21 protein-coding genes are annotated in these 23,815 nt (G+C 45.0%); 15 read left to right on the plus strand and 6 right to left on the minus strand.

Going from position 1 to position 23,815, the window contains the following annotated elements:
* The first annotated feature begins 1 nt into the window (after position 1).
* The 7 genes from WA381_RS13005 (at position 2) to WA381_RS13035 (ending at position 7,503) form a co-directional block, all read left to right on the plus strand.
* Positions 2 to 613, plus strand: a complete 612-nt coding sequence (locus tag WA381_RS13005) for a type 4a pilus biogenesis protein PilO (protein WP_014948035.1) — start codon at positions 2 to 4, stop codon at positions 611 to 613.
* Positions 610 to 1,137 (plus strand): pilus assembly protein PilP, encoded by a 528-nt coding sequence (locus WA381_RS13010; protein ID WP_014948034.1) that lies wholly within the window; start codon positions 610 to 612, stop codon positions 1,135 to 1,137. Before WA381_RS13005 ends, WA381_RS13010 begins: the two co-directional genes overlap by 4 nt.
* A gap of 2 nt (positions 1,138 to 1,139) precedes the next feature.
* Entirely contained in the window at positions 1,140 to 2,912 is a 1,773-nt protein-coding gene (locus WA381_RS13015) for a type IV pilus secretin PilQ (protein ID WP_156085836.1), read from the plus strand.
* A 269-nt stretch (positions 2,913 to 3,181) separates the two neighbouring features.
* Positions 3,182 to 3,697: a shikimate kinase AroK gene (aroK, locus tag WA381_RS13020; RefSeq protein WP_014948032.1), complete on the plus strand. Its 516-nt coding sequence runs from the start codon at positions 3,182 to 3,184 to the stop codon at positions 3,695 to 3,697.
* A gap of 30 nt (positions 3,698 to 3,727) precedes the next feature.
* Positions 3,728 to 4,795 carry a 3-dehydroquinate synthase gene (aroB, locus tag WA381_RS13025; RefSeq protein ID WP_156077807.1) on the plus strand — a complete coding sequence of 356 codons (1,068 nt, stop codon included), beginning with the start codon at positions 3,728 to 3,730 and terminating at the stop codon, positions 4,793 to 4,795.
* Between the two features lie 121 nt (positions 4,796 to 4,916).
* Entirely contained in the window at positions 4,917 to 6,395 is a 1,479-nt protein-coding gene (locus WA381_RS13030) for an SPOR domain-containing protein (protein ID WP_156085835.1), read from the plus strand.
* Between the two features lie 226 nt (positions 6,396 to 6,621).
* Entirely contained in the window at positions 6,622 to 7,503 is an 882-nt protein-coding gene (locus WA381_RS13035; RefSeq protein WP_156085834.1) for a Dam family site-specific DNA-(adenine-N6)-methyltransferase, read from the plus strand.
* An 86-nt stretch (positions 7,504 to 7,589) separates the two neighbouring features.
* Here the strand turns inward: WA381_RS13035 and WA381_RS13040 are convergent, their stop codons facing one another.
* The 3 genes from WA381_RS13040 to WA381_RS13050 all read right to left on the minus strand — a co-directional run bounded on the left by WA381_RS13040 (position 7,590) and on the right by WA381_RS13050 (position 9,103).
* Positions 7,590 to 7,790, minus strand: coding sequence for a DUF2970 domain-containing protein (locus WA381_RS13040; protein ID WP_156085833.1), 201 nt, complete (start codon positions 7,788 to 7,790; stop codon positions 7,590 to 7,592).
* Positions 7,791 to 7,799: 9 nt separating this feature from the next.
* Entirely contained in the window at positions 7,800 to 8,108 is a 309-nt protein-coding gene (locus WA381_RS13045; protein WP_014997108.1) for a hypothetical protein, read from the minus strand.
* A gap of 173 nt (positions 8,109 to 8,281) precedes the next feature.
* Complete coding sequence (locus tag WA381_RS13050; protein ID WP_156085832.1) at positions 8,282 to 9,103, minus strand: TorF family putative porin; 822 nt, start codon at positions 9,101 to 9,103, stop codon at positions 8,282 to 8,284.
* A 304-nt stretch (positions 9,104 to 9,407) separates the two neighbouring features.
* On the opposite strand from WA381_RS13050, the gene rpe reads away from it, so the two are divergent.
* The 8 genes from rpe (at position 9,408) to WA381_RS13090 (ending at position 18,443) form a co-directional block, all read left to right on the plus strand.
* A complete protein-coding gene (gene rpe / locus WA381_RS13055; protein WP_014997106.1) occupies positions 9,408 to 10,085 on the plus strand; it encodes a ribulose-phosphate 3-epimerase in 678 nt (225 codons plus the stop codon).
* 65 nt (positions 10,086 to 10,150) lie between these two features.
* Complete coding sequence (gene trpS, locus WA381_RS13060; RefSeq protein WP_039225099.1) at positions 10,151 to 11,158, plus strand: tryptophan--tRNA ligase; 1,008 nt, start codon at positions 10,151 to 10,153, stop codon at positions 11,156 to 11,158.
* Between the two features lie 100 nt (positions 11,159 to 11,258).
* Positions 11,259 to 11,843 carry an anthranilate synthase component II gene (locus tag WA381_RS13065; RefSeq protein ID WP_014948023.1) on the plus strand — a complete coding sequence of 195 codons (585 nt, stop codon included), beginning with the start codon at positions 11,259 to 11,261 and terminating at the stop codon, positions 11,841 to 11,843.
* Between the two features lie 297 nt (positions 11,844 to 12,140).
* Positions 12,141 to 13,307 carry an HDOD domain-containing protein gene (locus WA381_RS13070; protein ID WP_014975475.1) on the plus strand — a complete coding sequence of 389 codons (1,167 nt, stop codon included), beginning with the start codon at positions 12,141 to 12,143 and terminating at the stop codon, positions 13,305 to 13,307.
* A gap of 462 nt (positions 13,308 to 13,769) precedes the next feature.
* Complete coding sequence (locus tag WA381_RS13075; protein ID WP_014978113.1) at positions 13,770 to 14,978, plus strand: aspartate aminotransferase family protein; 1,209 nt, start codon at positions 13,770 to 13,772, stop codon at positions 14,976 to 14,978.
* Positions 14,979 to 14,998: 20 nt separating this feature from the next.
* Entirely contained in the window at positions 14,999 to 16,036 is a 1,038-nt protein-coding gene (astA, locus tag WA381_RS13080; RefSeq protein WP_014948020.1) for an arginine N-succinyltransferase, read from the plus strand.
* Between the two features lie 13 nt (positions 16,037 to 16,049).
* Positions 16,050 to 17,519, plus strand: coding sequence for a succinylglutamate-semialdehyde dehydrogenase (gene astD, locus WA381_RS13085; protein WP_156085831.1), 1,470 nt, complete (start codon positions 16,050 to 16,052; stop codon positions 17,517 to 17,519).
* A gap of 117 nt (positions 17,520 to 17,636) precedes the next feature.
* On the plus strand, positions 17,637 to 18,443 hold the full coding sequence (locus tag WA381_RS13090; protein WP_039217670.1) for a DUF1338 domain-containing protein: 807 nt from the start codon (positions 17,637 to 17,639) through the stop codon (positions 18,441 to 18,443).
* Between the two features lie 64 nt (positions 18,444 to 18,507).
* Here the strand turns inward: WA381_RS13090 and WA381_RS13095 are convergent, their stop codons facing one another.
* The 3 genes from WA381_RS13095 to parC form a co-directional block, all read right to left on the minus strand.
* Entirely contained in the window at positions 18,508 to 20,676 is a 2,169-nt protein-coding gene (locus WA381_RS13095) for a putative bifunctional diguanylate cyclase/phosphodiesterase (protein ID WP_156085830.1), read from the minus strand.
* Positions 20,677 to 20,688: 12 nt separating this feature from the next.
* Positions 20,689 to 21,225: a heme NO-binding domain-containing protein gene (locus WA381_RS13100; protein ID WP_014948016.1), complete on the minus strand. Its 537-nt coding sequence runs from the start codon at positions 21,223 to 21,225 to the stop codon at positions 20,689 to 20,691.
* A 63-nt stretch (positions 21,226 to 21,288) separates the two neighbouring features.
* Positions 21,289 to 23,574 carry a DNA topoisomerase IV subunit A gene (gene parC / locus WA381_RS13105; protein ID WP_156085829.1) on the minus strand — a complete coding sequence of 762 codons (2,286 nt, stop codon included), beginning with the start codon at positions 23,572 to 23,574 and terminating at the stop codon, positions 21,289 to 21,291.
* Positions 23,575 to 23,815 lie beyond the last annotated feature (241 nt).

Here is a 23,815-nt window from a genome sequence, read left to right on the forward strand (position 1 = left end):
CATGAAGTTTGATGTTTCAAAACTAAAAGAACTCAACGAACTCGACTTTGAACAAATCGCTATTTGGCCAAACGAAGTTCGCATTGTTGTGGCGGCGTTTGTCGCAATATTGGTAGGTGCGTTGAGCTACTACATGCTAATAAGCCCCAAATTACCGATTAAAGATGCGGCTGAATTAAAAGAACAAGAACTAAAGTTACAGTTCGAAGCAAAGTACCGCATTGCGGCTAATTTAGAAGCTTACCAAGCCCAACTCGCGCAAATTAAAGAAGACTTCTCGTCTATGCTGAAAAGTCTTCCAACCAGCAACGAAACACCGGGTTTGCTTGACGATATCACTTACGTTGGTACCGCATCGGGCCTCACGTTTGAGTTGCTTAACTGGCAACAAGAAGTACCAAAAGAGTTTTACACCGAACTACCTATCGAAATGGAAGTAAGCGGTGGCTATCACAACTTTGGCGAATTCGTTTCCAAAGTTGCGGATTTACCTCGTATCGTTACGCTTCACGATTTTGACATAAAGCGTGAAGCAAATGGTCTGTCGCTGAAGCTGCAGGCGAAAACTTATCGTTCGGAAAACTCGACAGACATTGAAGGAGATGAACAATGATTCGTTCGTTTTTATCTCTTTTAATCATATTGTTAGTAACAGGCTGTTCACCTAAACTCGACGATCTGCATGCCTATACACAGAGTGTTAAAGAGCGTGCTCAGCCACAAATTGAACCGTATCCAGAATTTAAGACTCACCCACCTTTTAGCTATTCGGCAAGCGCTTTAAGAAGCCCGTTCGATCGCCCTAAGAACAACGCCGCTCCAGTAGCAAAAGCGCGGGTAGAAAACTGTTTACAGCCAAACTTCCAGCGCCCTAAAGAAGCATTGGAAGCCTATGGCGTGGACGCCCTCGCACTGACTGGCAACTTTGCCGTTAAAGGAGTGCAGTGGGCATTATTGAAAAGTAACGATGGCGTATTACATAAAGCTAAAGTAGGGAGTCGTATCGGCTTGTTTTATGGCAAAATTACGCAAATTAGCACCGACTCAATTACTATTGAACAGTTATTACCTGATGGTGCGGGCTGCTGGCAAAGGAAAACAACAACAATGACTACAGCATCGAAGGCGGGAGAGTAAGCATGGCCGAACGATACATATTTAACAAATCTCTGAATCGTAGAGTGCCTAGATGGTATTGGCTGGCTTTCGCTGTGGCTGCAATATTTTCATTAACCGTATTTGTTTCGCCAGTAAAAGCCCAAGAGCCTTTGTTAGTCGACCCTGATACTAAACGAAATGCATCAACCGTTACCACCACGGTCACAAACATCGACTTTACTCAAGCAGCTAACAATACCGCTGTAACACTGGTGAGTTTTGAGGGCCAAGCGCCAAAACTTCAGCTTATTGAGTCACAAGGAAAGGTATCCCTTACATTACCAAACACCAAGTTAGGCGAAGACCAATTAGTAGAACTTAATGTGACTGATTTCGGTACCTTGGTTTCTACCATCGAGACATTCGAAGATAAAGATGGCGCGCGAATTGAAGTTAATTATTCGGGCCCAGTTACGGTTAAAAATACGGTAAAAGACGGCGTAATTCGTATGGCGATAACGCCAATGGACAGCGCGCAGCAAGACGCCTTGGAAGCGGAAAAGAAATACACTGGCGACCCTATTTCACTTGATTTTCAAGATGTACCTGTGAGACAGGTTTTACAAATCATCGCCCAAGTGAATGGTTTTAATTTGGTAACCACTGATACCGTGACAGGCAATGTTACGATTAGCTTGTCGGGCGTTCCGTGGGACCAGGCACTCGACATGATTTTGCGCGTTAAGGGTTTGGACAAACGTTTAGAGGGTAATATTTTATTAATTGCGCCTGCTGAAGAATTGTCTGCTCGTGAAACTCAAGCGCTTCAATCTAAAAAACAAGTATCAGATTTAGCACCGCTTCATACGGTTAACATTCCTGTTAACTATGCAAAAGCTGCCGCGTTGGCCACAATTTTGAAGTCGACAGAAGGCGGAATTCTATCAGAACGAGGCGGTGTCACCGTAGACGAGCGCACCAACACCTTGCTTATTCGCGACACGTTAGCGTCGATTGATGAAGCAAGAAAAACTATCAACGCATTAGACGTTCCGGTGAAGCAAGTGCTGATTGAAAGCCGTATGGTAACTGTACTTGACGATGTGGATGAACAGTTAGGTGTGCGCTGGGGTTTCAGTGATCGACAAGACGACAACGGTGTCTCAGGCAGCCTTGAAGGCGCAGACACCATTGCCGGCGGCGTAGTGCCAAGCATTGACAATCGCCTAAACGTAAATTTACCTGTCACCAGCGCAGCAGGTAGCATTGGCTTTCAGATTGCGAGCTTGGTTGATGGCACCATATTAGACCTTGAGCTTTCCGCACTAGAATCTGAAAACAAAGGCGAAATTATTGCGAGTCCTCGTATTACGGTTGCTAACCAGCATGAAGCTTACATTGAACAAGGTACGGAAATACCTTACGTACAAGCAACGTCTAGCGGTGCGACTTCAGTAGAGTTCAAAAAAGCCGTTTTGTCACTGAAAGTTACGCCACATATTACGCCTGATAATCGCATTATTTTAGACTTAGTTGTTACGCAAGATACCCGTGGCGAAACCGTTTCTACGTCTACTGGTGAGGCCGTAGCCATCGATACCCAAGAAATTAAAACGCAGGTATTGGTAGAAAACGGCGAAACCATCGTATTAGGTGGCATATTCCAACAAACCAGTTCTGATGGCGTGTCGAAAGTGCCTTTGTTTGGTGATTTGCCTGTCGTTGGTGCCCTTTTCAGAAACTCGTCACAACTTCAGCAAAAACGAGAACTACTTATCTTTGTGACACCCAAGATAGTCACTGAAAGACCATAATCCTCATTTTTAGCCTTCAAAAAAGCGCATTTTTGTGCGCTTTTTTGGTTTTCAGCCTTTTTTTGTAACTAAATTTACAGGTATACGCTATTTGTTAGTAACAAAACTTGCAACGCCTTGCATGAAACTGAGATAATCCCCGCCTCGAAATTTAAGCGAGGTTTAAGGAGTGGTGCTTATTGGACACTAAATAGGCACGAGTCAATGGGTAGGCTGGTAAGGCAACAGTGCACTGCCCCTAACATGATTAAGTTGTGATATAAGCAAATATGGCTGAAAAACGTAATATCTTTTTAGTTGGCCCAATGGGTGCTGGCAAAAGTACCATCGGTAGACATCTGGCAGACGAACTTCACCTAGACTTTTTTGATTCGGATCAGGAAATTGAGCGCCGCACGGGTGCAGACATTGCCTGGATCTTCGACCTTGAAGGCGAAGATGGTTTCCGTAAACGCGAAGAAAACGTCATTAACGATTTGACAGATAAGCAAGGTATTGTACTTGCTACTGGCGGCGGTTCTATTGTAACTAAAGCTGTGCGTAATCGTTTATCTGCCCGCGGCATCGTTGTTTACCTACAAACGACAATCGATAAGCAAGTTGCCCGTACACAACGTGACAAACGTCGTCCTTTGCTACAAAACGAAGATCCAGAACAAGTACTTCGCGATCTTGCAGAAATGCGCAACCCGCTTTACGAAGAAGTTGCTGATTACATTGTTGATACAGACGACCAAAGTGCGCGTGCTGTAGCGAATCAGATTATCAGTAAAATTGGTTTATAAATTAAATATGTAATAGGAGGTGCTACGCCAATGTCAACCTTAACTGTGGAACTTGGAGAACGTAGCTATCCTATACAGATAGAGGCCGGGCTGCTTTCGCAACCTGGCCTTTTTAGTGCCTATATAAAAGGCCCACTTGCCGTCATTGTTACCAACGAAACTGTTGCCCCACTGTATTTAGAAACCGCTAAAGCGGCGTGTGGTAATGTTCAGGTTGAAACCATTATTTTGCCGGACGGCGAGCAACACAAAAATCTTGCCCAATTCGAAGTGGTTATGACACGCCTTCTTGAGCTAAACGCTGCAAGAGATACGACACTTATCGCACTTGGCGGTGGTGTAATTGGTGATCTTACTGGCTTTGTTGCGGCAACTTACCAACGCGGTGTGCCCTTCATTCAAGTTCCTACGACTTTGCTTTCTCAAGTCGACTCATCAGTAGGTGGAAAAACCGCGGTAAATCATCCTCTCGGCAAAAACATGATTGGCGCTTTTTACCAACCGGTTTATGTAGCCATTGATACTGATACCCTCGCTACATTACCCGCGAGAGAGTTTGCTGCTGGCATGGCAGAGGTCATCAAATACGGTATCATTTACGACGCACCGTTTTTTGAGTGGCTTGAAAGTAATGTAGATGCGCTTACGTCGCTTGATACTGAAATTCTTACTCAAGCTATTTCTCGCTGCTGCGAAATCAAAGCAGACGTGGTAGCAAAAGATGAACGTGAAGGTGGTTTACGCGCCATTCTTAACTTAGGCCACACGTTCGGTCACGCTATTGAAGCCGAGCAAGGCTACGGTAACTGGCTGCATGGCGAAGCGGTAGCCGCTGGTACTATAATTGCTTGTAAAGCTGCTGAAGCATTAACGTGGTTTGAAGCGTCAGAAACACGACGCGTATCGTCGCTATTTGAAGCATTTGCTTTACCGGTTGCAGGCCCAAATAGTATGACAAAGGATGACTACGTTAAGCATATGAAACGCGATAAAAAAGTGGAAGCTGGCAGTATTCGATTTGTACTTCCTCAAGGCATAGGCAAAGCGGTTGTTACCAAGGACGTCACGGACGCCATTCTTACTGACATCCTTTCTTAGTCATTAGCCCTCGCGACAACCTGGCAACGCGTCTATCTTGACTTCCCTACGTTAGTTGGAATCATGAAGAAATGCGTTGCAGGACAGTTTTTAAAGCAACGGTGAATAAGGGCAAACTCCCATGCAAAGTGAACTGCATGAACGTTTGGAATATTTGGTCAATTACTCTTCTCAGCTGATTTTTGTCAGTGGTGAGTCTATTGCTCAACAACAAAAGACCCTTGAAGCCTTCGTCTTTCAGCAGCACGACGACACCGAAATTGCGTATTTAACCGCGCAAGAGAATATGGAGCCGTCAGACTATCGTCGTCAGCTTTGTCGACAGCTACTTGGTCAGGTAGTTGGCAGCTTTGTTAGACCTCTTAACGAGTTACTCTCTGACTTAAATAGCCACGAAGGTCCTATCCTTATTGCTATTACTCAGGCACATAATCTCCCCGATGTATTGCTTCAAGAGCTTTGGGATTTAGTTTTGCAAAGCCGATTCGCCGGCAACAAACAGCATTTAAATGTTCTTTTGTTTGCAAACAATGATTGGGCTGAGCGCGCCAAACAGTGGCTTCCTGCGAAAAATACAGAAACTCCGCTCATTATTTGCAGCCAATCTGTGATGAGTGAACAACAGAGCTTTGAGTCAGAACTCGACAAAATGATTGCGTCACGTCGAGAAGCATTTCAGGCTCATCTAGAAAATAGGCAACGTGAAAACACTCAAACTTTTACTAATCCTTTAAAGTCAAAGTGGTTTTATATTGCTGTTATTTGCGTATTCCTTATCACCTTTTCTGGCCTTATTTACTGGCAGTACGGCGACAAATTAGCATCGATTTTTGCGCCTATAAACCCATCTTCATCCGAAGCTGGGAAAACGCAAGTTGAACCAGGCTCTGCTTATAACAAACTTATTGGCGATGGCGAACCAGAAGAGAGCGATGCCACTGCTGAGCAAGACTCACCAAGCCAACAATACGCCGAAACAGGTAACGTAGAACTTGTTGCTGACCTCAGTGAAATGCGCAGTAACGCTGGTCAAACAACGGCAGGTGAAACGTTAGTGAGCGATGCGTCAGATGGCGACCCACTAATAACCAACTGGGAAAATGCCGTTTCATCACTACCTGAGGTGAATTCGTCTATGGAAAATAAAGGCGATAGTGAGCCCGCACTTGCCACTGGCGAGGATGATAACAAAACGGCTATTGGCGAGAATGCTGTTTCAGCAGGCAAAGAAACAACTCAGGAAACACAAGCAAATCCGACAAATGGTGATGACAATCTAGTTCAAAGCGACGAAGCGACTCTACCGAGTCAGGATAGCTGGATTGGTGAAAATAACTATGCCATACAAATGCTAGCAATGAAGAACGAACGCGTTCTTAGCGAGTTTCTGCGAGAAAACAATTTAACCGAGCAAACGCGGATTTATAAAACTATGCGTTATGGCGGTGAGTGGTTCGTGGTATTGAGTAAACAAACCTATACTTCGCTGTCGCAAGCGCAACAAGCACGTACCAATTTGCCTGATTATCCAGGTAAACAAAATGCTTTTATAAAACGGGGAGACCAAATTCTCTCGGAAATAAGTAAAGTGCAAAATTAAGCCGTTTCCCCCCCGATAGACCATAATCTTTTCAGTTAATCAGCAAAATTCCATTCTTGCGTAACTTGTTGGTTGTCCGTTTTACTGATGAAAGTTACAATCTACCTTTAGTGTGGTGATATCTGATACTGATCAGCATAAAAGTATAAAGACGACCCTTTCCCTTGGAACGGCGGCGCACGGAAAAACCACCGTCTTCATTCCGTCTAGGTAGTAACGTTTAAGCATGATGCAGAAAAAAAACCGGGCTTTTTTAAAATGGGCCGGTGGCAAATACAGCTTGGTTGAGCATATTCAGGCCAGATTACCGCAAGCCAATAAACTAATAGAACCGTTTGTTGGTGCCGGATCTGTATTTCTGAATACGCAATACAAACGCTACCTGCTTAATGACATCAATCCTGACCTCATTAACTTATACAATTTCTTAAAAGCGCAGCCCGATGCACTGATCAACGATGCTCGTTCATTCTTTGATGGAAAACGCAACGATGAAAAAATGTATTACGCGTTACGCGAAGAGTTTAATGCTACGCAGGACGAGTATTATCGCGCCATTCTCTTTCTGTATTTGAATCGTCACGGTTACAACGGGTTATGTCGTTACAGCCTTCAAGGCCGTTTTAATGTGCCTTTTGGTCGCTATAAAAAGCCCTACTTTCCCGAAGACGAAATGTTCGTATTTTCTGAGAAGTCGCAAAAAGCCACGTTTACTTGTCTTCCCTTTGAGAAAGTATTCTCTCGGGCACGGCGTGGGAATGTTATCTACTGCGATCCACCGTATGCTCCTATCAGCAAAACTGCAGCGTTCACCAGCTATGCCGCGCGAAGCTTCGGTCAAGAGTCACAAGAAAAGCTGGCCGAGCTCGCTACCCGTGCATCTAAGAAACGCGGTATACCAGTGCTCATCTCTAACCACGATTTGCCGTTAACCCGTTCGCTTTATCAGGGCGCCGATTTTAGCATGCTCTCGGTGAAGCGCTCTATTAGTCAGAATGGCGCGAAGCGACAGCCCGTGGATGAAATATTGGCCTACTTTCCTCCCGCCAAAGTGGCACCAAAACGTAAAGCGCGTAAAAAGAAAACATTTCAACGCCCTTCACTTTAACCTTTTCTATCACGTAAAAAGTTTAGTTAATCGTCGCTCTGTTCGTTAGAGAGAACTAATTGCCGTTGAAGCGTATTTGCGCAGCGCTACAAGTTGTAGCCCGTATACCACTTCACGAACAGAAAAAGTGAAACGACAAACAGTACCACTAGAACTATGCCAATAAGTGCGAAGCTAATAAAGCTGCCTCTGGTGAAGTCTCGTTGATAATTCTTTTGGCTTTGAACACCAAACAGACTTGCGATTACACTACCTAGAACTGACCAAAAACCAGTGCCAGATTGCATAACTTTTCCTTAGGCGTCGTTAGAAGGTGATGTGAAATCTCGATTACCTTCGTCGCTGTGTAGCAACTCAAGTAGATCTAAAAAGTGAAATTGGAAAGATGGGGATTTTCCTGCAATCCAAGATAACCAGCTAACTTCTTCCACCCCCTCTTGATGACGGGCGCATTGGTTTTGGATGTGGCTTGCAGGGAGTTTTGGGTTGAATTCCGTAACAGGTTGGAATTCACATACCGACGAGTGAGAATTTGGCGTACTTGTAACCGCAACGCTAATTAGCGCTACCGCTCCGCAGATCGCAAAAAATGGAAGAACCTTCATCCTGAATACTCCTTACACTCGTTTAAAAATTAATCTCATTATAATCAAAAGCACGTTGTGAACAAGTTAAAAATGCGTTGTTATTGAAAAATGAAAAGCCTAACGAAAACACATTAGGCTTTTACTACTCAACGTTTTTTTAAGGCCATCCAATGGCCTCGTCAACAAGGTCGTTATAGTTCGAAATCTACTGAGTAGGCTACAGTAAATTTAACTGCATCGTTATCAAACTCGTCGTCACCGCCCATGTCATCAAGGTCAGTACCCGTGATTGCGAAGCTAAAGCCGTCTTTTGCGATTGAAATACCATAGTCCATGTAGCCTTCAACGCCGTTGAACGCTTCAGCGAAGTCACCTTCGTAATAACCAACATGGAAACCAAGCTCAGTGCCATTTAAGATTTCTGTGGTATAACCAAGAGACGTATAAGACGCTTGAGCAAAACCAAAGTCCTGCCCTTCGCCTTCGTCAGCTTCAGTATGCGCTAAAAGGTATACAGTAAGGCTTAACCCACCCATACCGACAGAGCCATAAACTTCTGCAAAGTCAAAGTTCGCTTCGTCATCGTAGTTGTAGTAAAGATAACCGAAGTCGTACGCAATGCCTTCAGCTTCACCTGAAAAACCGAAGTACATGTCGTGCTCGTATGAATACACGTCGCCTGCACCGTAGTTCACGTTAGACGCCCACGTACCCGCATAAAAACCACTTTCATGCGCGTAGTCGATACCGCCCTGAACAGCAGCTTCGTTGGTCGTTTGTGTTAAACCACGCCAAATGTAGTTGCTTGTTGCACTCGCATTAGCCGTAAATGAGCCTTCTGCATAGCTAGGCATGGCTGTTAACAGACATGCTGAAGAAATAGCAGCGGCAAGTATTGTTCTTTTTGTAGATGTTTTCATGTGTGTTCTCCAGTCAAATTCAAACTTGTTGTAATTCGTTTTTTCTGTCTGTGTTTTCTTTTTTGGACTGGATAACGCAAAGTTGATGCCCATTTATGGTTCATCAAAAAACTTCAGGCAAGTTTAATTAAACTAATGAATTTTAATGACTTTTTAAGTTTAAAAAATTACACCATACCCATGAGATGAAAAAACACCTGCATAAAAATGCACCAACATAACGCGCGCTCACCAAAATTGGGCAACATATGAAAGAAGTCTATTTATCGTAAATATCCGTGAAATTAACGCTGAGTAGCCCTTTGCATAGTAAACAAGCGCGGTTTTGGGTAAACTTTCGCAACCAGTGAAACGTAAGTGGCAACGCACCCTGTTGTTTTTAGAAAAAGGACATGCAATGAAACCATTCCTAATTGCCCCATCTATACTTTCTGCAGACTTCGCTCGATTAGGGGAAGACGTTGAGAAAGTACTAAAGGCAGGCGCCGATGTGGTGCATTTTGATGTAATGGATAACCATTATGTTCCGAACCTTACGTTTGGACCTATGATTTGCGAAGCATTGAGAAACTACGGAATTACCGCACCTATCGATGTGCACCTCATGGTTAAGCCTGTTGATGACTTAATTGAAAAATTCGCGAATGCAGGAGCCAGCTATATTAGCTTTCACCCAGAAGCGTCTGAACACATAGACCGGTCTCTACAGCTTATCATCGATGCAGGTTGCAAGCCTGGGCTGGTATTTAATCCGGCAACACCGCTGCATTACCTTGATCATGTTTTGGACAAGCTGCACCACATTCTTATTATGTCGGTAAACCCTGGTTTTGGTGGCCAAAAGTTTATTCCTAGCACCTTAGACAAAGTGCGTGCAGTGAAGCAGCGTGTAGTAGAAAGCGGCTATGATATTCGAATTGAAATTGACGGTGGCGTAAAAGTCGATAACATTCGCGAAATAGCGGAAGCTGGCGCGGATATGTTTGTAGCCGGTTCGGCTATTTTTTCTCAACCCGATTACAGCGATGTCATTAAGCAAATGCGCAATGAACTAGCGTCACTGTCTAAAGCATAATTTTTGAAGCTTAACTTTCACAAGCTTTAATTTCACAGTATTTAACGTATTACAGGTAAAAAGAAATGAGTAACAAACCCGTTGTATTAAGTGGCTGTCAGCCTTCAGGACAACTTACCCTTGGCAATTATATGGGTGCACTTAAGCAGTGGGTTTCCATGCAAGATGATCACGACTGCCTATATATGATAGTCGATTTGCACGCTATTACTGTTAGACAAGACCCTAAGCAGCTTGCTGAAGCGTGTCTAGACGGCCTTTCTCTATACCTTGCTTGTGGTATTGATCCGCAGAAGAGCACCCTGTTTTTGCAATCCCACGTACCAGAACATGCGCAGTTATCTTGGGTACTAAATTGTTACGCCCAAATGGGTGAGCTTAATCGCATGACTCAATTCAAAGATAAGTCTGCGAAGAACGAAAATAACATTAATGTGGGCTTATACAGCTACCCTGTACTCCAAGCAGCAGATATTTTGCTATACCAAGCAGATAAAGTACCGGTAGGTGAAGATCAGAAGCAGCACCTTGAATTGACTCGTGACATTGCTACACGTGTTAACAATCTATACGGCGATGTATTTCGTCTACCTGACCCGTATATCCCAGACTTTGGCGCGCGCATCATGAGCCTTCAAGAGCCTGAAAAGAAGATGTCTAAGTCTGACAACAACCCGAATAACTTCATCGGCTTATTAGAAGATCCTAAGAAGTTAGCCAAGAAAATCAAACGTGCCGTGACCGACTCTGACGAGCAAGCTAATATCTACTTTAACCCAACTGAAAAACCAGGCGTGTCTAACTTACTGACCCTACTTTCACTTGCGACGGGTAAATCAATTAAAGAGCTTGAGCCTGAATATACTGACAAAATGTATGGCCACCTTAAAGGTGATGTTGCAGACGCTGTGGTTGCTCTACTTGAACCAATTCAGGCCCGCTATGCTGAAATTCGCGCAGACAGAGCATATCTTGACGACGTAATGCGTCAGGGTGCTGAGAAAGCGTCAGCGCGAGCGGCTGAAACTTTGGCTAAAGTATACAAAGCAGTCGGCTTTATTCCAAAGCCATAACAGCCGGATTCCAACATCTTGCTACAAGCCATGAAGGGTTCATTTTATCCTTCATGGCTAAAACCTTCGCACCCTAGAAATTCCAAGGATTAGCACTGCTGTGTTGCTGTTAATTGATAACTTCGATTCGTTCACTCATAACCTCGCTCGGTATTTCACTGAGCTCAGCGTCGACGTTGAAGTGGTGCGAAATAACGCACTGACCTTAGACGACATATCTCGCTTAGCGCCTTCACAGTTAGTTATTTCACCGGGACCATGCACGCCAAACGAAGCAGGCATCAGCTTATCTGCGATTGAACATTTTGCAGGCAAGATTCCTATTTTAGGTGTATGCCTGGGTCATCAAGCTATAGGTCAAGTGTTTGGTGCCAAGGTAGTAGGTGCACAAGAGATTAAGCATGGAAAAGTTTCCCCCCTAACACACCGCAACAGTGGCCTGTTCAAAGGCTTACCTAACCCGTTTAACGTGACGCGCTACCACTCATTGGTTTTAGATCCCGCATCGCTACCTGCCTCACTGAGTGTTGATGCATGGTGTGAAACCGCAAAGGGCACAAAGGAAATCATGGCAATTTCCCATAACCATCATCCTATTTGGGGCGTGCAGTACCACCCCGAGTCACTGCTTACCGAACACGGTCATAGCGTACTGGATGCATTTCTTCAGTTTAAATCAATTTAAGTATACGAGTTTGATGCCGATACGCTTTTATAGCGTAAAAGGTTACGCTTGAAGGCCAGAATTACTCGCAATTCACTGATTTTTCGTTTAACTTTTCATAATTCGTTTTAGCCAATGCGCTGAATAAAGATTATACGAAGCATCGCACACGCAATATCAACAGTTGCAGGGTAAATAAGGCTTGCTTTCAAGCAGTAGCTACCATTTTCATCATTACCGTAGCGAAAGTAATAAAGGCCCCTGATGTACGATAATATTGCCGTTCACCAAAAAGTTATGAGCAGGAGTGCTTTTAATATGACAATGGGGGCAACCACACCGCCCACGATAGACGATCGTTTTGAAAATATGATCATATCGCCAGAGCGAGTGCTGGAAATGCTAGGAAGGCGCAAGGTGGGAGAAGTAAGCTTCGAGCAATCGGAGCAAGGTGATGCGCGCAGGCTGCTATTGCACGTAGAAAAAGTGGCGATTGAAAACAAGCGCCTTCAAGAGAAAACCGAAGCGTCATACCTTGAATCAGTGAGTCACCATCTTCACGAGATCCTTCTAGGTGAATTAACAGAGCAGCTAAGCTATACCGACGAGCTCGTTCAAAACGTACTTAACTTGCCCGAAAATATCGGCGAGCTTCTTGATGCACTTTCCGTGAAAGCATGCTCGGTTTCGAAACTAGAGCCAATTGCCGCAACCATGCCATGGCTTTATGATGAACTGATCGTTGTGGTGAATACTCCACAATTTAGACGCAAAGACTCCCGTGGGCGTATCATTGTTGTAGAGACACTGCGCACAGCATTGAGCTTTTTGGGTATTGAAAACCTACGCACATTGATACCGTCGCTCATCTTAAAGCGTGCTATGCCTCAGATTACCGACCCTTACCCGCTAATTAAACAAAAGCTTACGCCTTATACGACTGGCGTTGCCATAACGGCGAAACGCCTTGCAGCGCTTACGGATCTAAACAAAAACCAGGCTTATACCCTTGCGATGCTTAGTAATTTGGGGCGTTGTGTCGTAACAAGACTTTACTTCAAACTGTTCGATAAAATTCAGCTACATCTGTTGCAAGAATGCCAGAAAGACAAAGAGCAAAAGCGACATGAAGCGCTACTCAAAGTGGCTCCTTCAGCCAACCACCTTATTGCACTACAGCAAGAATTCGCAGATGCAATCAGCGCGGATATTCTGGAGTGGATGCATTTAATGCGCTTGCCTATTGCAGAACCTATGCGAGCGTGTGCCGATAAAGTACCCGCACAGCCTAAAACACTCAGTAAGGTACTTCATCAAGCCCGAACCTACACACAAATTCGGATGTTACATCAGTTAAAGCTTGTTGAAATGAAAGAAGTAAAGCCGCTTTTCATGGAGCAACGCTACCCTGCAGGTGCACTCGAAAAACTCAAAACCATTGATATTTTCACCCTTCCTTTGGTGAAAAACGAAGAAAATCATTAATTTTTTAGTGGATATTCATGCACTCGTTATGCACATTTTTCATTTAATGTGCATGATGCCCCAAATTATTGACGATTGCTCAATGCCTTGCCCGTTTTTAGCTACATTAAACAGGTAAGGCTTCCAGCCCTATCCCCCCTTTCTTATTGCCTCACAGTGCATTAAAACCCGTATGTAGCCCTTTTCTCAGCGCAAAAATTGATTATTACTTATTGATATAGCCCAGTAGTTAATAGTTATTCACTTTTCCTGCAAATTAAGCCACAGTCCTTATAAATAAAGGGCTGCAGCCTTTTGCATAGAAGACAAATGTTAAAAAAAATGGCATACTGTTGAACAAATCCGATTAGTTTTTACGCGCCCAATTAACGCTTATCGACCAAAGTAGTACTAAAATGTGCTCATAGATTCGATAGGCCAAATCACACAGTGTGATTGGCGCCCAACGCAGAGGTAACAAAGATGAACGTAACTCGCGCTACATTTGATGATGTAATGGTTCCTAACTATAACCCAGCAGGTATGGTACCTGTTCGAGGTGAAGGTTCACGCGTATGGGATCAAGATGGAGCTGAGTACATCGACTTTGCAGGCGGTATTGCAGTTAACGTTTTAGGTCACTGTCACCCAGAGCTTGTGAAAGCTCTTAATGAACAAGGCAGCAAGCTTTGGCACTTAAGCAACGTTTTCACTAACGAGCCAGCCCTTCGTTTAGCTAAAAAGCTAAATGACGCAACGTTTTCAGATAGAGTTTACTTCGCAAACTCAGGCGCAGAAGCGAACGAAGCAGCATTGAAGCTAGCTCGTCGCTGGGCGCTGGACAAGCACGGTGAAGACAAAAACCAAATCATCGCTTTCAACAAAGGTTTCCACGGCCGTACCTTCTTTACCGTAACAGTAGGTGGTCAAGCTGCTTACTCTGACGGTTTTGGTCCTAAGCCAGGCGCTGTTGACCACTGTGACTACAACGATTTAGCTGCCTTTGAAGCGCTAATTTCTGACAAAACCTGCGCGGTAATGATGGAACCGCTTCAGGGTGAAGGCGGTATTATTCCACCTGATGTAGATTTCGTAAAAGGTGTTCGCGAGCTTTGTGACAAGCACAACGCATTACTTATTTTTGACGAAGTTCAGTCGGGTGTTGGTCGTACTGGTCACCTTTATGCCTATATGGGTCTTGGCGTAACACCTGATATCCTAACAACCGCAAAATCTCTTGGTGGCGGCTTTCCAATTGGTGCCATGCTTACCACAGCAGACATCGCTGCACACCTTAAGCCAGGTACCCACGGTAGTACTTACGGTGGTAACCCACTAGCCTGTGCTGTTGCGGAAAAAGCGTTAGATATCGTGAACCAGCCAGAAGTGCTTGAAGGTGTACTTAAGAAAGAAGCCCTATTCCGTGAACTACTAGGTGCTATCAATGAAAAGTACAACGTATTTGAAGAAGTACGTGGTCAAGGCATGCTGTTAGGTTGTGCGTTAAATGAGAAATACCAAGGCCGTGCACGTGACTTCATGATGGCTGCAACGAAAGAGAACCTTATGTGTCTTGTTGCTGGCATGAACGTTATTCGTTTTGCACCTTCACTGGTTATTCCTGATGAAGACATCAAAGAAGGTCTTGCACGTTTTGAACGCGCCGTTGCTGCCGTTGTAAACGCCGAATAATTACAACACGAGTAGCGAACATGAATATCATTCGCCCTATCACGAAGGCCGACTATAACGCGCTTAAAGAAATCGCCGTTGAATCAGGTATTGGCTTTACGTCTTTACCTGTCAACGACGAGTTGCTGCAGCGTAAAATTGATCGTGCAGAAACTGCGTTTAACAAACCAAACGTAACCGAACCTGGCGATGAGTCATACTTGTTTGTAATGGAAGATACCACTACCGGACAGGTAGTGGGAACAACAGGTATTGAAGCGGCTGTTGGTATAGACGATGCGTTCTATCATTACCACCTAAGCAAAGTAGTGCACGCCTCGCGCGAGCTTAACATTCACAACACGGTAGACATTCTAACGTTTTGTAATGACTACACCGGTGTTACTGAAATATGTACGCTGTTTCTTCGCGAACAAGCCCGCGGCGGCATAAACGGCCGCTTCCTTTCAAAGGTTCGATTCTTGTTCATGATGGAGCACCGTGAACGCTTCTCAGAGACAGTTATTGCTGAAATGCGCGGTGTGAGTGACGAAGAAGGACGCTCACCGTTTTGGGAGTGGTTGGAAACCCATTTCTTCTCTATGGATTTTCCTACTGCCGACTACTTAACAGGCATTGGTAATAAAGTGTTTATTGCTGAACTTATGCCGAAGTACCCGATATACGTAAATCTGCTTAGCAAAGAAGCGCAAGAAGTCATTGGCGAAGTCCATGACAAAACACGCCCTGCTCTTCAGCTTCTTGAAGAAGAAGGCTTTTCTTGCCGCGGCTACGTAGACATTTTCGACGCAGGCCCGACGGTAGAAGCAAACTTAAGCCACATCCGCACGGCTCAGTCGAGTTTAAAACTGCCTGTAGTGATTGACGATAGCGCTGCTGCCCAAGGGCAAACGCACTACATCATTAATACATCAGTATCTGATTTTCGTGCAGTTGCCACCGAGATGACGGTAAGCGAAGAAAAGCAAGTTGCCGTGCTATCTCGCCAAGCCGCTGCTGCATTGAATGTCAAAGAGGGAGAGCACGTACGCTTCGCCCCCGTTACATTCAGAGATTAAAAGGACACCCACTATGCTACATACACATTTTATCAACGGTGAATGGGTTGCCGGACAAGGTCATGACTTAGTGTCAATTGACCCTGCAAAAAACGAAGTGATTTGGGAAGGTAAGTCTGCGACAGCCTCTCAAATTGATGACGCAATTAACGCTGCTCGTGCTGCACTTCCAGCATGGAGCATGAAAACCGTTGAAGAGCGTCTTGAGATTATTAAGGTTTATGGCACTAAACTAGAAGAAGCTAAAGCGCACCTTGCCAAAGTTATGGCTAAAGAAACGGGTAAGCCAGAATGGGAAACTGCCACTGAAGTTGGCGCCATGATGGGCAAAATTGGTATTTCTGAAAAAGCCTATTTTGAACGCACGGGTAACGTTGAAAACCCAATGCCTGTAGGTAAAGCCTTCATTCGACACAAGCCTCACGGCGTTGTTGCTGTATTTGGCCCATACAACTTCCCTGGCCACCTGCCAAACGGACACATTGTTCCAGCCCTTATTGCAGGTAACACAGTTGTGTTTAAACCAAGCGATTTGACGCCTATGGTTGCACAAGAAATGGTGAAACTATGGGATGCTGCTGGCCTGCCAGCGGGTGTACTCAACCTAGTACAAGGTGAAGTTGAAACAGGTAAGGCTTTGGCGTCGCATAACGATATCGATGGTCTTTTCTTTACGGGTAGCTCACGCACAGGAAAAATCTTGCACGAGCAGTTCGCAGGTCACCCAGGTAAAATTTTGGCTCTTGAAATGGGTGGTAACAACCCACTCATTGTCAAAGATGTGGCTGATGTTGATGCTGCCGTACATGACATCGTTCAATCTGCTTTCATTACGTCCGGTCAGCGCTGTACGTGTGCACGTCGCCTATTCTTACCAGCCGATGCACAGGGTGATGCAATCCTTGCTCGCTTAATCGAAGTGACCAAGAATATTAAGGTGGGTGATTATGACGCTGAAGATCAACCATTTATGGGCGCAATGATCTCAAGTAATGCCGCTGCACTGATGGTAAAAGCACAGCAAGAGCTTGAAAACCTTGGTGGTAAAGTACTGGTTCGCCTTGAACAAAAAGACGAGAACAAAGGTTTTGCTACTCCTGGCATCATTGATGTGACTGACATGCTTGCTTCACTGCCTGACGAAGAACACTTTGGTCCACTACTTAAAGTGATTCGTTACAGCGATTTTGACGCAGCTATCGCAGAAGCGAATAACACCAGCTTTGGCTTATCAGCAGGTCTTCTAGGCGACAACGAAGAAGATTATCGCTACTTCTTCGCACGCATTCGCGCGGGCATCGTAAACTGGAATAGACCTATTACAGGTGCAAGCAGCGCAGCGCCATTTGGTGGCGTGGGCGACAGCGGTAACCACAGAGCAAGTGCGTTTTATGCAGCCGACTACTGTGCGTACCCAGTTGCTTCAGTTGAGCTTGATAAAGTTACTATGCCGGGCAAATTAAGCCCAGGCTTGTCGATGTAACCCAAGCTTTTCACGTTACAAAAAGGCCGACACGATTTTTGTGTCGGCCAGTTTAGTACCAACCCTATACGAACTATTCGTTTAAAAATAGTCAACGACAGAAAGGACCCTACCACCATGCATAGCAACATCGATACGTTGTTTAGCAACATGTGGGACGATTACGTTACCATCACTCCCTCAGCGCATAAAATTCATGCACTTTTGGCGGGTGAAGAAAACACGAACGACATCGTTAACGACCATGTAGCTTTTCGAACTTTTGCTCTTGATAAAACCCGCTTAGACAAGCTTGCTGCGCACTTCTTAGCATTGGGTTATGAAGCTAAAGGCGACTATGACTTTGAAGCGAAAAAGCTTACTGCAAAGCATTTCGAGCACCCTGACGATACTAAACCAAAAGTATTTATTAGTGAGCTTCGTGTAAATGAGCTTTCTGAAACTGCTCAAGCAATTATCAAGAAGATGGTTGATCAAATGCCTGAGTCTGTAGTGGATGCAGATAACTTCTTGTACTCGGGTAAGCATTGGGACGTTACTAAAGCAGAATACGACACTCTGCTTAACGAATCAGAATACGCGGCGTGGATGGCGGCATGGGGCTTCCGTGCTAACCACTTTACAGTAAGTGTTAATCACTTAACCCGTACTGACGAGCTTACCGACGTAAACACATTGCTTAAAGAAGCAGGCTTTGTGCTAAACACCTCTGGCGGCGAAATTAAAGGTGGTCCAGACGTATTTTTAGCGCAATCTTCAACGATGGCTGACCGTGCTGACGTAGCGTTTAGCGACGAAACTGTGGCAATTCCAAGCTGCTTCTACGAGTTTGCACAACGCTATGAAATGCCTGATGGTAAGCTTTACAAAGGCTTTGTTGCCGCATCGGCAGATAAAATCTTTGAAAGCACCAATGCTAAGTAACGAGCTTGCTTAGTCATTAAAAAAGCCCGATAGGGCTTTTTTTGTTTATGCTTAGCTGAAGACATTACCGATTAGGCTCAGTAGTATGCCTTGCCAAGAACTGATCGTAAGGCATTGGTTTATCAAAGTAAAACCCCTGCATTAGCTGAATGTCGGCCTGCTCCATGAAAGGCAAATAAGACTCCAACTCTACGCCTTCAGCCACCACATCTATCTGCAAACTCTTTAACATGGCTATCAGACCATTAAATAGCGCATTGGCTTTGCTATCTTGGTGAATACCCTGAATTAAGCTTTTATCCACCTTAACCACTTCAAACTGGAAACTTCGCAAGTAGCTAAGAGATGAAAAACCACTGCCAAAATCATCCAGAGACAGTCTAAACCCATGATCTCTCAACGTGTTTAATGCTCTAAGTGCTGATTTTTCATCGCGAATAAAGACCGACTCAGTGAGCTCTAGCTCAATAAATTCGGGAGACACATCATTATCCATACAGATAGACATTGCCTGATTTGGAAATTCTGGGTCAAGCATCTGATTAGCGCTGATATTCACAGACAAAGGAATGGCGTCACCCTGCTGCGATTCCATTATTGAAATGTAATCACATGCCGCTTCCAGCGCTTGAAGACCAATGGCGCTGTCCAGCTTGTGCTCTTCTGCTATGGGAATAAACACTGCTGGCGATACAACACCGTGCAAGCCTGAAATCCAGCGACACAGTACTTCACCGCCCTTTAACTCGCCGTTTAGATCATATTTACCCTGAATATAGAAATCGAGAAGGTGGTTCTCTACTGTTCTGCGCAAGTCATTCACCATACTGACCTGCTGGGTCATGCTCTCATAGAGACCTGACTCGTAAATAAACGCCTGCCCTTTACCCAGCTCTTTCGCACGGTACATTGCGGCGTCGGCACACTGCACCAAGCTTTCTAGGTTATCACTATGTTCTGGAAATTCAGCAATGCCAATACTGGCAGACAGCCTAAGCTCCGACGTTTTTACGGTTATGGCGTCTTCTTCTATCTGGCTGATAAGCCGCTCAGAGCGTTCAGCAATTTCCTCAACATTCTGATTAGGCAATACGGCAATAAACTCATCACCACCCCACCTGCCGACTTCCCCTATCGGGCCGAATATGGCAGTAAGGAGCGCTCCTACGCGCTGAAGCTCAATATCCCCTCTTTCATGCCCTGCGTTATCGTTAATTGCTTTGAACCCGTCCAGATCAATAAAGACCAAAATAAAGTGCTGTTCTTTTTGTACTAACCCGGAGATGGACTCACGCAGCGAATTGCGATTGGAAAGGCCGGTTAACTCATCGTGCAATGCCAGTTGACGTAGTTTGGCTTCGTTGCGTTTTCTATCGCTGATGTCGCGCATTGTGGCAATCAAATAAGATGACGTTTGCTGGTAGGTCTCAAACAAAGCCACCGAGATATCGACAACCTTAATTTCACCGTTTTGCGTCTTCACTTTCGACTCGAAGCGAATTTGTTTATCAAGCGCCAACTGCACTTTATCGACTTTCTCAGCAATGAATATTTGGTTGAAATCCAAACCAATGCATTGCTCTTTGAAAGGCGCAGCAATCAGCTGAATATATGCATCGTTACATTCTGTGATAACAAGATCAGGTGAGAGTACTAACATGGGCTCACGTGAGCTCGCAAAAGCAGAGGCCATTAAGTGAAACGATTGTTCAGCTTTTCGCTGTTGAGTAATGTCTTTTGTGGTACCAACAATTTGAAGCGCTTCACCCGCTTTTCCACGCTTTAGCACGCGCCCGCGCAGCCTTACCCACTGAAAATCGCTGTCGAGCTTTAAGCGAAAGGAAAACTCTATACGGTCACGATTGCCGTGTAGCGCCATGCTCCAGTGAAACTGCAGGCCGTCTAAATCGTCCTCATGTACCCGCTCTAGAAGCTCAATTAAGGTGCCTGACCAGGTAGATACACTTTCAGAATGTAGTGAGAATGAGCGAAATTCCATAATGTCATTCTCTGCCTCCCAATTCCAAAAAGACTCCTGCGACGCCCATAGTGCAAGTTCCAAATCTTTCTGTGCACTTTGGCTTTTTTGAAGCGTAGCATACAAACTTTGCGTCTTTTCTCTCAGCAAAGCTTCGGCTTGCTCTCTCGCATTTCGCTCTCGCTTTAAACGCCTTTCAAGTAACGTAGCACGGTCGCTACCAGAAGGCGTGCTATGCGTTGTTCCATCTGACATAACATGCCTCCGTTAAACGAGAGATATACTAAATTCGTAGGTATGAGGCGTATCTAGTTGATGGGTTTCCCTTTCCAGGGTGCAGTTGTAATGAGCTGCGGCTGCGTCCATCAAGCCTTCTGCTAAAGGATATAATTCTCTTTCAGAATAATACTGTAAGCGCATGGTGTTATCGGTTCTGGATATCACCGTAAATCGGGGTAGGTCGGCGTCTGGGTAGAGCTTCTTAACCTGAACATGAATGTCGCCGTCCAAGTGCTCCAGCATATCCAACATGCCTTCTGTATTGGCTAGCACGTCGCCATGTACTGCACCTAACTTACCAAATAAGTAATAGCCAAAATCGTAGAGTAGCTCGTTAGCTGACTTACCCGTTTTTTCCACCAGCACACCTAACAGGCGTTGCATTTGTTCAAACGGGTAATAGCCCACTGCGGTATAAGCGCCGTCGTTTTCTAACCCAGCTTCCATGATGACATCGTCAGCAAACTCAGGAGAAACTTTCTCCTCGAGCATATCGATTAACGATGTAAAAACTATGCCTAGCATGTAAATTCCTCATCTAATCCCTTTTTGAGTGTAGTTCACCTAAGCATAAGAACAACTTAAACTTTATGACAAGTCTTCAGATGTTTCGTCCTTGCTGGGTAAGACAACTTCAACCGTATCAACCCGCTGTAGTCCTCGCGGTAATTTATTCCCTCTTCGACCTCTTTCTCCCTGATAGTGGGTAAGGTCGTCAGCCGTCAGTGTCATGTTGCGCTTACCGGCTCCCACTTTAATTGCGGCACCATCAGGTACAACAGCAAGCACCTTCACGTACTCTTCTCGAGATTGCGATTTTGCAGAAGGAATATTGATAAGCTTGTTCCCCTTCCCTTTACCTAAACTTGGTAAGTCGCGTAGTGGGAACATGAGCATGCGACCTTCATTAGAAATACTTAGGCACCAGTCGGAGTCTGGATTTGTAACCGGTGTTGGTTTCATGACTTTCGCCGCAGTAGGCAATGATAAGTAGGCTTTACCCGCCTTGTTCTTACTCACCATATCTTTAAATGTGCCGACGAAGCCGTAACCTGCATCAGAACCTACTAAGAATTTGCTTTCGTCTTGCGCCATAATGACGTGTTGGAATGACTCGCCACCCACTATGCTGAAGCGCCCGGTTAGCGGCTCCCCTTGACTTCGTGCAGACGGCAACCCGTGAGCGTCACAAGAGAAAGTACGACCTGAACTGTCCATAAACACGGCAGGCTGATTACTCTTGCCTTCGGCGCTGGATAAATAGGCATCACCAGCTTTGTAGCTTAAACCTTCCGCATCGATATCATGACCTTTTGCACAGCGTGCCCAGCCTTTTTCTGACAGCACAACAGTTACAGACTCAGCAGGTACCAGCTCTTTTTCAGACAGCGCTTTAGCTTCACCACGCTCAACAATAGGTGAGCGTCTGTCGTCACCGTACTTTTCAGCGTCTGCAAGGATTTCTTTCTTAATGAGGGTTTTAAGGCGGCGATCTGAGCCTAGAAGCTGCTGAAGCTTGTCGCGCTCTTCTGCAAGTTCATCTTGCTCGCCTTTAATCTTCATTTCTTCTAACTTGGCTAAGTGACGAAGCTTCAATTCCAGAATAGCTTCCGCTTGTGTGTCACTTAAACCGAATCGCGCCATTAATTCTGGTTTTGGTTTGTCGTACGTGCGAATAATTTCGATAACTTCATCGATATTCAAAAACGCAATTAATAAACCTTCTAAAATATGCAAACGCGCTAACACTTTATCTAAACGGTATTGCAAGCGGCGCGTCACGGTATCTTTTCGGTACTGCAACCATTCAGACAAAATCGTACGTAAATCTTTCACCTGAGGGCGACCGTCTAGGCCAATCATGTTCAAGTTGACCCGGTAGTTTTTCTCTAGGTCGGTAGTTGCAAATAAATGCTGCATCAGCTGAGTTACATCAATGCGATTTGAGCGAGGCGTAATCACCAAACGAGTTGGATTTTCATGATCCGATTCGTCTCGCATATCGCTTACCATCGGTAACTTTTTCGCCTGCATTTGCGCGGCAATTTGCTCTAGTATCTTGGCACCAGACGCTTGGTGAGGTAGAGCGGTAATGACAACATCACCGTTTTCTTCCATATACACCGCGCGCATTTTTATAGAACCACGCCCAGTCTCGTACAGTTTTTGAATATCAGACTTTGGCGTAATAATTTCAGCTTCGGTAGGATAGTCAGGTCCATTAACGTGTTCTAGCACATCGCTAAGCTCGGCTTTGCTGTTGTCTAACAACATGGCACACGCGTTGGCCAACTCTCTCACGTTGTGAGGAGGAATATCCGTCGCCATGCCAACGGCAATCCCTGTCACGCCATTTAATAGGATATGTGGCAAGCGAGCTGGAAGCACGCTAGGCTCGTTTAGCGTACCGTCAAAATTAGGTACCCAATCTACCGTACCTTGTCCAAGTTCATTCAGCAGCACCTCAGAGAAGCGCGAGAGCTTAGCTTCCGTATAACGCATGGCAGCAAACGATTTCGGATCATCCGGCGCACCCCAGTTACCTTGACCATCTACTAAAGGGTAGCGATAAGAGAAAGGCTGAGCCATGAGCACCATCGCCTCATAACAGGCAGAATCGCCGTGAGGGTGAAACTTACCCAGCACATCACCTACGGTTCTCGCCGATTTTTTATATTTGGCGTTTGCATTTAACCCTAGGTCTGACATCGCATAAATGATGCGTCGCTGAACAGGCTTTAAGCCATCCGAAATATGTGGAAGTGCACGGTCCATGATGACGTACATGGAATAGTTTAGATAAGCGTCTTCGGTGAAACGTCGAAGAGGAAGTTGCTCTACCCCATCGCGATTAATGATGATCTCGTCACTCATGATAGTTTTTTCGTTTTGTTATTAATACCAATGCGCTCGTGCTAGTTAGGCTGTCTATTGTGGTCAATTTAGCGCACCACTTAGTGAAAGCTCGCGAGCGTTAAAGGCTATTGTGGGGTAAACCGCATTTGTGTGCAATCCTTGAAACCAATTGTCGCGACTTTTGGGTCTTACTCATTGTATGGGGTGAGGGTTTGTTTTGTTATTCTTCAAAGAGAGTGGTTAAATAGCATTGGGTGAA

Source organism: Alteromonas sp. CH_MED4-4, assembly GCF_037029575.1.
Taxonomy (GTDB): domain Bacteria; phylum Pseudomonadota; class Gammaproteobacteria; order Enterobacterales; family Alteromonadaceae; genus Alteromonas; species Alteromonas macleodii.